8 protein-coding genes are annotated in these 10,301 nt (G+C 33.5%); 6 read left to right on the top strand and 2 right to left on the bottom strand.

The genetic code is table 11. From position 1 onward, the window contains the following. Positions 1-193: 193 nt before the first annotated feature. Entirely contained in the window at positions 194-1,468 is a 1,275-nt protein-coding gene (larC, locus tag ACKI67_RS05080; RefSeq protein WP_407462334.1) for a nickel pincer cofactor biosynthesis protein LarC, read from the top strand. A gap of 116 nt (positions 1,469-1,584) precedes the next feature. Further along, on the top strand, positions 1,585-2,082 hold the full coding sequence (locus ACKI67_RS05075) for a hypothetical protein (RefSeq protein WP_407462333.1): 498 nt from the start codon (positions 1,585-1,587) through the stop codon (positions 2,080-2,082). A 176-nt stretch (positions 2,083-2,258) separates the two neighbouring features. Here the strand turns inward: ACKI67_RS05075 and oadA are convergent, their stop codons facing one another. Next, a complete protein-coding gene (gene oadA / locus ACKI67_RS05070) occupies positions 2,259-3,989 on the bottom strand; it encodes a sodium-extruding oxaloacetate decarboxylase subunit alpha (RefSeq protein ID WP_407462332.1) in 1,731 nt (576 codons plus the stop codon). A 324-nt stretch (positions 3,990-4,313) separates the two neighbouring features. Next, on the bottom strand, positions 4,314-5,408 hold the full coding sequence (locus ACKI67_RS05065) for an inositol-3-phosphate synthase (protein ID WP_407462331.1): 1,095 nt from the start codon (positions 5,406-5,408) through the stop codon (positions 4,314-4,316). A gap of 176 nt (positions 5,409-5,584) precedes the next feature. On the opposite strand from ACKI67_RS05065, the gene ACKI67_RS05060 reads away from it, so the two are divergent. The 4 genes from ACKI67_RS05060 to ACKI67_RS05045 form a co-directional block, all read left to right on the top strand. After that, the gene (locus tag ACKI67_RS05060) at positions 5,585-6,925 is read left to right on the top strand and encodes a glycosyltransferase (protein ID WP_407462330.1); all 1,341 of its coding nucleotides are present in this window, start codon (positions 5,585-5,587) and stop codon (positions 6,923-6,925) included. A gap of 82 nt (positions 6,926-7,007) precedes the next feature. Continuing rightward, entirely contained in the window at positions 7,008-7,883 is an 876-nt protein-coding gene (locus ACKI67_RS05055) for a UbiA family prenyltransferase (RefSeq protein WP_407462329.1), read from the top strand. 50 nt (positions 7,884-7,933) lie between these two features. Next, complete coding sequence (locus ACKI67_RS05050; protein WP_407462327.1) at positions 7,934-9,688, top strand: glycosyltransferase family 39 protein; 1,755 nt, start codon at positions 7,934-7,936, stop codon at positions 9,686-9,688. An 11-nt stretch (positions 9,689-9,699) separates the two neighbouring features. Continuing rightward, a partial coding sequence (locus ACKI67_RS05045; protein ID WP_407462326.1) for a glycosyltransferase occupies positions 9,700-10,301 on the top strand: 602 nt, incomplete at its 3' end.

Raw genomic sequence — 10,301 nt, 5'->3', positions numbered from 1 at the left:
AGTATATTTTTATAACAAATATTATTTAATTGTAATTATATATAATAGATTAGAAATTATAGGTAGAAATTATAGGTAGAAATTATAGGTAGAAATTTTAGATTAGAAATTATTTAAAAAAATATTTAAAATATAATTACTCTAAATGATAATTAGATACTAACAATGCAATTAAACTTAAGGAAGTAATTTTATGGTTTACATTATTGATTCCCAGACTGCAGGAATTTCTGGGAATATGATTATAGGGGCTCTCGTGGATTTGGGAGCTGATGGGGAAAAAGTCAAAAATCTTATGGAAGATGTTGCATTTGATTTTGGTGAGGTGGAAGTCTCATTAAGCAAAGTCAATAAGGCAGGTATTGGTGCTACCTTCTGTAATGTAAAGACAATCAACGAGGAACACGAAAATAATAATCATATTCATTATTCAGATTTTATGGAAAAGATTGATCTGTTGAAATTTGCAGATATTGAAAATTTAACAGATGATATGGTTGAAAAGGCAAAAAAAGTATTTAAGAGAATAGCCATTTCCGAATCACGAGTTCATGGAAAAACATTGGAAGATGTTCATTTCCATGAAGTGGGTGCCGCAGATGCTGTTGCAGATGTTTTAGGTTCAATTTGTGCATACTACGATTTAGGTATGGATAAGGATAAGGTTGTTGGCCTTCCTATTGCAGTTGGCGGAGGTGTGATTGAGTCTGCCCATGGCAGAATTCCAGTTCCTGCACCTGCCAGTATCGATATTCTCAAAGGACTCGATGATGATGAGTTCAAGGATTTCTCAAAAGGGGAAGCGAAATGTGTTGGAGGTCCTGTAAACAGTGAACTTGCAACTCCTACTGGCTGTGCTTTATATATGGAATTCTGTGATGAATTCCTTGAATTCGCTCCGATGATGTCTCCTGAAGTGGTTGCATACGGTTGCGGTTCTAAAGACTTTGATTTCCCTAATATTCTAAGGGTCATCAAATCAAAGGAAACCAATGAAAAGCATAGGATTAGTGTAATTGAAACCAACATTGACCACATGTCCGGTGAGGAATTAGGTTTCCTATTTGATCTCTTATTGATTGAAGGTGCATCAGATGTATCAATGGTCCCAATTACTATGAAGAAAAATAGGCCAGGCCATATGATAAAGATCATTTCAAAGCCATCATTAGTTGACCATCTAGTCAATATTTTATTTAAGGAAACAGGTACCTTAGGAATCAGAATCTCTGAAAACACTCATAGGGGAGTGGCAGAAAGGCAATTTGTTCCTTTAGACATAAATGTTGGCAATCATGTTTACACAATCAACTTTAAAATAGGTTTGATTGGTGATGAGATTATTTCTCATAGGCCTGAATATGAGGATTTACGCAGAATCTCTGTAGAGCAGGACATTCCATTAGTGGAAATAAGGGATGTTGCAAATACAATGATTCGTGACTTTTTAGAAAATAATAGAGAGTAATTTTTATGAAAATTCCAAGATTCAATTTAGTGTTTTTATCAAGATTTCTTATCATTTTATCACTTATCCTTTGGTTTTATAATGAATTCACTTTCAAATCCGAGAATATAACTATAGTGTCTTTAGTCTTAGCTGTTTTGGCTATAGTTTGTATGGTGGTATTTGCTATCAGATTAAGACAGGGCAAATACAACAGATCTTTTCAAATAGTTGTTGAGACGGATGTTGATAGAGCCTTAAAGGATGGGGTAATCACTGAAGAACAAGCAAATAACATTCCAAAACGTGTTGTTCTCAATACGAAGGACTTGTTGCTAAATGTAATCTTTAATTTTGCAATTGCCAATCATTTTGATTTGATACCGATGGATATCCTTCATGAAACTATACCTAATGTTCATCCAGCTCATTTGATGCATTTATATGAGGAATCCCGTGAAATCAGTGATGACTTGAATGATTATTTCAGATCTCAGAAATTTGCCAATAAGGCAGATGTAATCACTCGAAGTGATGAGATTAAGGAGTACTTGGCTAAAACTTATCCATGGATGGCTCCAGAAACTTTGGAAAACACTTATGATTATTTCTTTTTAGGTATTGGCAATGGCTAATGCCTCTTTTTTTATAGTTTAGTTAATAGTTTTATCCTATACGGATAATTTTTAAAATAGTGGTTTTTCCTATTTTTCAATAATTGATTTTAAAAAAAGTTTTTTTTATAATGTAAAATAAGGTGTAAAGAGATAGAAATCTCTTAAAAAATAAAGAAATAATGGTAAAAATACCATTATTCGTCTAAAGGTTTAATCAACATTAAGTTGTCTCCTGCATTAACAGTGTCTCCCTCTTCTACGAAGATTTGTTCAACAATACCTTCCTCTTCAGCATAGATATCGTTTTCCATCTTCATAGCTTCAAGAACTGCTACTACAGTACCTTTTTGGACTTTGTCTCCAGTGTTAACTTTGATTTTAAGCACCATACCTTGCATGGATGCAGTAAGTGCACCAGGTATTGGGCCAATGTTTCCAGCTTTATCCTCTTCGATTTTTAAATATCCTGTAGGCATGATTTTAACGTCAAAGACATCTCCATCAACTTCCACAGAGTATTCGGTTGGAATAGCTCCAAGGTCATGATCCCCATCATCCGCAGCATATTTTTTGGTTGGGAATTCTTCTTCTTCGAGATCTCCTTTAAGGAATTGTTTAGCTACTGGAGGTAACATTGCGAGAGTAAGAACATCTTCTTCTTTTTTGATTATTCCTAACTCTTCACCTTCTTTTTTGAATTTTTCATATTCAGGTTCTATTAAGTCTGCTGGTCTGCAGGTAATAGGTTCTTCATCACCAATGATCTTCTTAGCGATTTCCTTGTTGACTGGTGCTGGAGAACGTCCATAGAAACCTTTCATATAATCCTTAACTTCGTTTGATACGATTTTGTATCTTTCTCCATTAATAACATTCATTACAGCTTGAATACCAACAATTTGGCTAGTTGGAGTTACAAGAGGTGGGAATCCCATGTCTTCTCTTACACGGGGCATTTCTTCCAATACATCTTGATATCTGTCCAATGCGTTTTGTTGTTTTAACTGTGAAATCAAGTTAGAGAGCATTCCACCAGGAATTTGGTACATCAATACGTCAGTGTCGATTCTTTCACTGATTGGATCAATGTATCCATCGTATTGTTCCCTAAGGGTTTCAAAGTATTTTTTGATTTGGTTTAATGTTTTCAAATCAAGACCAGTGTCAAATTCAGTACCTTGCAATGATGCTACAATACTTTCTGTTGGAGGTTGTGAAGTACCCCAAGCGATAGGAGAAATAGCGGTGTCTAAAATGTCAACACCTGCTTGACATGCAGCATAATAACTGATAGGAGTCATACCGCTGGTACAGTGTGAATGTAAGTTTACAAGCAAGTCAGTTTCTTCTTTTAATCTTGTAACTAATTCAAATACGACTGATGGGCTGATTAAACCAGCCATATCCTTAATAGCTATTGAGTCACATTCTAATGCTTCAAGCTCTTTTGCAAATTCAACGAACTTATCAATAGTGTGAACCGGACTGATGGTATAACTGATGGTTCCTTGAACATGAGCTCCTTGTGCTTTAGCTACTTTAATGGATTGTTCCATATTTCTAATATCGTTCATTGCATCGAAAATCCTAAAGATGTCGATACCGTTTTCATATGATTTCTCTACGAATTTAGTTACAATGTCATCAGCATAATGTTTGTATCCGAGTAAGTTTTGACCTCTGAGAAGCATTTGCAATGGAGTTTCAGTAAAGTTTTCTTTCAATATTCTTAATCTTTCCCAAGGGTCTTCGTTTAAGTATCTAATACAGGTATCAAAGGTAGCTCCACCCCATGCTTCTATAGCATGGTATCCGACCTTATCCATCTCTTCTATAATAGGAACCATGTCTCTTGTTCTCATTCTGGTTGCTAAGAGGGATTGGTGGGCATCTCTGAATGCAGTTTCAGTAATTTTCACTTTCATCTTTACACCTCACTATAATTATCAAAATATTTATTAGTTTATTCAATATTCCATAATGATTTAGGAATATATATTTAAATCACATAAGATTATTTTACATTATATTATTATTTATTGTTATAACTACTAATAATACTTATCTATTTTTTTCTAATCTTTTAGTGTGCAAGTAATTATTAAAAATAGGGAATGATGAGAATTTGAAATTAAAAAAGTTTGAAGAAACAGTTTGTTTTCAATGAATTAAAACATTAGAAGAAGTAAAAATAGTTAAAAGTAAAACAAGTAAAGAAATAAAAATAGTAAATGTTAAGAAATAAATTCTTAACGTTCTAATTCTCCGTTGATGAATGCTTCAACATTTGCTGCTGCTTCATCATCTGTAAATTGGATTGGAGGGTGTTTCATAACATAGGATGAAATGGAAGTGAGTTGTCCGCCAATTCCTCTTTCGAGTCCTAATTTACAGCAACGGATTGCGTCAATTACACATCCTGCAGAGTTTGGAGAATCTTCTACACTTAATCTGAGTTCAATTTCCATTGGTACGTCACCAAAGGTTTTACCTTCCATTCTTAAGAAACAGATTTTGTTGTCTTTTTGCCATGGTACGTAATCACTTGGACCAATGTGAATATCATGAGGATCCATTCTTTCTGCAAGTACTGATTGAACAGCTTCTGTTTTAGATTCTTTTTTAGAGTCTAAACGTTTTCTGTTTAACATGTTCAAGAAGTCAGTATTTCCTCCAGTGTTGATTTGGTAGGTGTGGACTAATTTAACTCCTCTTTCTTTAAATAAGTTACTTAAAGTTCTGTGAGTGATGGTTGCACCAATTTGTGCTTTAATGTCGTCACCAACTGCAGGAAGTCCTTTTTCTCTGAACTTAGCATCCCATTCAGGGTCACTTACGATAAATACTGGCATACAATTGATATAAGCAATTTCTGCATCTAATGCGCATTGTGCGTAGAATCTTGCAGCTTCTTCAGAACCTACTGGCAAATAACTGAGTAATATTTCAGCTCCACTTTCTTTCAAGACTTCAACAACATCTACTGGTTCTTCGTCAGCTACTATGAAAGTATAATCTTCTTCGAACTCAGCCATATGTTCACTGACACCATCGAGAACAGGTCCCATTTGAACGACTACATCACTTTTTGGTATGTCTTCTTGGAAGACTGTGGTACAGTTTGGTTTTGCAAAGATTGCTTCGTCAACAGTTTTTCCAACTTTTCTTGCATCTATATCAAAAGCAGCAACCACTTCAATATCAGTTGGGTCCCAGTCTCCAATTTTCCAGTGCATAAGACCGATTGCATCTTTAGGGTCTTTATCTTTATAATAATGAATTCCTTGTATAAGTGAACTTGCACAGTTTCCTATTCCCACAATTGCGATTTTAATTTTACTCATTTTTTTCACCAGTATATAAAAATTATAATTAATAAATTTTTTTATCTTTATGTTATTATATTCGTAAATTTATTTAAACTTTATTGAATAAACTATAAATTATGTTATTTTAATATATTTTAATTAGTTTATATAAATGTTTTCAAAATATTGAAAAAAATAGGTAAGGTACTTAAATGAGAAAAGTAATTTTAATAGCATTTTATTTTAACCAGGTTAATGAAATAGCTTCTAAAAGATTAAGGGCATTAGCGAAATATTTGCCGGAATTTGGATGGGAGCCTATTATCATAGTTCCTGATTTAGGTTTCATTCCTAAGGAAAATGCTGATTTAGATTGCAGAATCATTTATACAGAATATGAAGACATGTTTTCTCATTTTTCCAATAAGTTCAAGGGCAAGTCAAAGAATTCTAAAGAAATCAGATCAGATGATTTAAATGAGTCTGAGGATGATAAATTAAAGGATTCCACTTCCTATTCAAATCCAATAGCTTCAAAAGCCATTTCATTGGCAGGTGAAGTCTTTGCCTATCCGGATGGCATGAAATATTGGCATGAATCTGCATTTGAAGCAGCTTCAAGGATAATTGAAGAAGAGGAGATTGAAGCCATCATAAGTTCTTCATGGCCAATAACCTGTCATACGATTGCAAAGGATTTGAAGGATAAGTATGATCTGTTCTGGGTAGCGGATTTAAGGGACCTTTGGAATATGAATCCTTATGTTTCACATACTTTCATAAGGGAATACTTTGAAAGAAGACTTGAATTGAAAACATTTGAAAATACGGATGTTTTAACAACCACTACAGATTTGGCTGCGGATACTTTGGCCACAATGCATCCAACAAGTAGGATAGTGCCGATATTGTCCGGTTACGATGAGGATGATTTAAGCTATCTGGAGGAATTGATGCTTAAAGAGGATTCAGATATTTTGAATGATTCTCACGATAAATTAAAATTCATATATGCCGGTTCATTGTATGGCGGAAAGAGAGACCCTTCAAATCTATTCAAGGCAATTCGTCAATTGGAAGATGAAAATAAATTGGATTCCTCTAAGCTTTCTATAGAATTCTATGGTGACAGCACTAATTTAAAAGAGATAGCTGAAAAATATGGCCTTTTGGATATTCTTGACATTGGGGGAAAAATATCTCATGAAGATGTATTGAAAAAGCAGTTGGAAAGTGATGTGCTACTTCTTATATCTTGGGATAATGAGAAGGAGAAGATGTTTATTCCAGGTAAGATTTATGAATACTTTGCACTTAAAAAACCTGTTTTGTCAATCGGCCATAAGGAAGGTTCCCTAAAGGATCTCATTGAAGAGACAAAGGTAGGATATCATGTTTCTGATTTGGAATCAACTAAGGAAGTCGTATTGCGATTATATACTGAATTTTTAGAAAATGGAAGAATCGAATTCAATTCAGACATAAATATTAATGATTATTCGATGGGGAATATGGCAAAGAAATTCGCAGATTTGTTGAATAGCTTAAATTAATGTCATATGATGATTTGGAAAATAAATAAATTTATACTTATTAAAATATATACTCAATATTATAAGATTACAGAGGGATTTAATGAATGCTTATTTAGAAATTATTCGTCCAGGAAATGCAGTTATGGCAGCAATTGCCGTAATACTGATGATGTTTGTTGGTCATTATTATGATTTGCCTATAATCATCTGTGCATTGATTGTTTTTGTATGTACAGGTGCTGGAAATACCATCAATGATGTTTTTGATGTAAAGATAGATGAAATCAACAAGCCTAACCGTCCGATTCCATCTGGAAGAATAAGCTTGGAAAATGCAAGAAACTATTCCTATCTCTTATTTGCAATAGGAGTTGCATTAAGTTTTGTTTGCAGTTATATGGTTAATTCCATTTGGCCTTCTGTAATAGTCATTCCTGCAGTAATAATCATGTACCTATATGCAAGAAACCTTAAGGCAATGCCTTTGGTTGGAAACCTTACCGTTGCAACTCTAACAGGCTTTTGTTTTGTGATTGCAGGAACTGTAATTGCTTGTGCTACTAACTCATTGAAGATCTTATTCATATCCATTTATTTAGGATTATTTGCCATGTTCATGACTTTGGCTCGTGAAATAGTGAAGGATATGGAAGACATTGAAGGGGATAAATTGGAAGGAGCAAGAACATTTCCTATTCTCTATGGAAAGAAGATACCCTCAATAGTTTCAATTATTTTGATTGTTGTAACTACATTGATGTGCCCTATCCTTTATATCTTCAAGATTTTTAATGTTTCATATATGATTATCATGATTGTACCGATAATCATATTCTTATACAGTGCATACAGCTTGAAATTAGACCCTCCAGAGGAAACATGTGCAAAGGTTTCAAAGAATCTTAAAATAGCTATGCTAATCAGTTTCCTCGCTTTTGTAGTAGGGTCATTTGATATCTTTAATTTTATTTTTTAATTGGTCAATAAAAAGTGCAAATCCAAAATAGTGATGGGAAAAGTGTTAAAATGGTTTTTAAAAATATTTTTGAAGATTTAAACATCTCTAGAAATGATTTTTCTTATTTGCTCGTTTTAACAGTTTTCAGCATTATCATCACATATGTTCTTATAGACCACAACCTTAATCTTGGAATTTACTGTTCAGATGTTTTTGTGTATTTGACCAATTCCCTTACTTTTGCAGGTTTCAAATCAAGTAATGTGTATTTGTATTTGTCTCCGCTAATCTGTTTTTTAACATCCATCTTATTTAGATTGGGATTCTTATCCGAAACTTCCCTTTATGCCGTTACAGGCATCTTTTGCATCTTAGGCAATATTGGGATTTATGTATTTCTAAAGAATAGGTTCAGCTCATTATTAAGCTTATGTGGTGCTTTTCTTTTTGGAGCATTCTCTCTAAACTTGCTTTGGTGGGCTAATGGAACATTGGACATACCTGCAGTTAGCTTATCCATATGGGCAATGCTTTTTACAGTTTTAGCTATTGACAAGGATTCAAAGTATTATATTTTAGCTATTCCATTATTGGTCTTGGCTATTTTCACACGTTATACTGCATTATTCCTAATACCTTTGATTTTATTGTATTATCTTTCATATCATGACTTTTTCACCAATTTTGACTTATTGTTCAATGATAGGGAAGGATTATTTGCTAAGGCCAAATCTTATTTGAAAGGAAATGAATTCAGGAACCTATTGAAATCCTTGGCTTTGGCACTTGTATTGATCATGATATTTTCCGCTTTGATTCTATCTTTCGGTTCTCATTTGTCCTTTTTAACTCAAAGCTCTACATTTGCCTCTGGTTCTAAGGGAGAAGTTATTGACAATGCATATACAACTGACACATTCTTCTATCTTCATGATTTTCCTAAGTTCCTCTTTTCAGATTATGTAAGCTTTGATGATGTTATTCCAGTTTTGAATGGGGCTAATTTTGTCTCTTATTTCCTGATAGGGCTCTTTGCTTTGGGAATAATTTTGTTTATTTATAAGCTGTTCAATCAAAATCATAAAAGCAATATTAAGAATGTTGATGAGGATAGACCAAGCAAATATTCAAATAAACATTTCAAATCTTTTGCATGGATTTTATTTGTTCTGTTGTTGATTGTTTCCATCTTAAGCTTTAAGATAAATTCATTGATAACCCTAACCATTCTATTGGTTGATTTTGTAATTCTATTTGCAATATTGAAGAAAAATGGTTTTGATAGAGAGGATTATTCATTGAATATCCTTATGTTGGCATGGTTTTTGGTTTACTTCATCTTCTTCACATTCCTGAACATTAAAGTAAACCGATATATTATAACAGTGTTCCCTGCCTTCATTTACTTTGCAGCATATGCTCTAAACGGCATTTTGGACTGGTCTAAAGAGCATAAGTTTGAATTCAAGAGCAAAAACATTTTAAGCATTGTTCCAATAATCCTTATTGTATTCTGCATATTTTCAGCCTTGTCTTTCCCAGCTACTGTTCATTACAATGAGGATTTCAACAAGAACAAGGTGATTGCAGATTATTTGATTGATTATGATCCAGATTATGCTTCTAAAGAGGTTGCAGTATTCCATCAAAGGTCTTTGAATTGGTTCTTGAAGACCAATACCGTTGCCATTACTGATGACCAATTGGATTATCTTGAATCAAGCAATATCACTTATTACATTTCAGATGATAACTTTAAATTAGAGAATTATACTATGATCCATCAAGAGAATGGTTTGTATTTATTTGAGAGGATTAATTAAAGGTGAATTTTATGAAGATTTTACATGTGGCACATTTCTTTATTCCTTGTCTATCTGCTGGAGGGGTAGTTAACGCAAGCTATCAGATTGCATCCAAACAGGCAGAAGACAATGATGTTAAGGTCTTAAGCACAGATTCATGTAAGGAAAGATTGAAATTCCCAGATGGCCGTTATGATGTCGATGTTGATGGCATTAGTGTCGATTATTTTAAAAACTTATCCAATAGGTTTAAGATGGCTACAATGTTGGATACTCCTTTTTCTGCACCTTTTAGAATAAGAAAGGAAATCAAGGATTATGAAATTGTTCACATTCATGAGCATAGGCAAACATTGGCTATTATTGCAAGCCATTTTGCAAGGAAAAACAATATCCCATACATTGTACAGGCTCATGGTTCTGTACTTCCTTTCTTCCAGAAGGAAGGATTGAAAAACATCTTTGATAAGGTGTTCGGATTCAAGATTCTTCATAATGCAGCATGTGTATTTGCACTGACTGAAGTTGAAAAGGAACAATACTTGAAGATGGGTGTTGATGAGGAAAAGATCGAGATTGTTCCCCTTGGAATCAATCTTGAAGAGTATGAAAATCTCCCAGATTATGGCAG

The organism is Methanobrevibacter sp. (genome assembly GCF_045577275.1).
In the GTDB taxonomy this organism is placed as follows: Archaea; Methanobacteriota; Methanobacteria; order Methanobacteriales; family Methanobacteriaceae; genus Methanobrevibacter.
The sequence above is the reverse complement of the archived record's forward strand: the minus strand, read 5'-3'. Positions and strand labels throughout refer to the sequence as shown.

Bases quoted from the DNA above. Each gene is read 5' to 3' on its own strand.
- ACKI67_RS05055 (WP_407462329.1), top strand. From the start codon at position 7,008: ATGAATGCTTATTTAGAAATTATTCGTCCAGGAAATGCAGTTATGGCA.
- larC (WP_407462334.1), top strand. From the start codon at position 194: ATGGTTTACATTATTGATTCCCAGACTGCAGGAATTTCTGGGAATATG.
- oadA (WP_407462332.1), bottom strand. From the start codon at position 3,989: ATGAAAGTGAAAATTACTGAAACTGCATTCAGAGATGCCCACCAATCC.
- ACKI67_RS05050 (WP_407462327.1), top strand. From the start codon at position 7,934: ATGGTTTTTAAAAATATTTTTGAAGATTTAAACATCTCTAGAAATGAT.
- ACKI67_RS05065 (WP_407462331.1), bottom strand. From the start codon at position 5,408: ATGAGTAAAATTAAAATCGCAATTGTGGGAATAGGAAACTGTGCAAGT.
- ACKI67_RS05060 (WP_407462330.1), top strand. From the start codon at position 5,585: ATGAGAAAAGTAATTTTAATAGCATTTTATTTTAACCAGGTTAATGAA.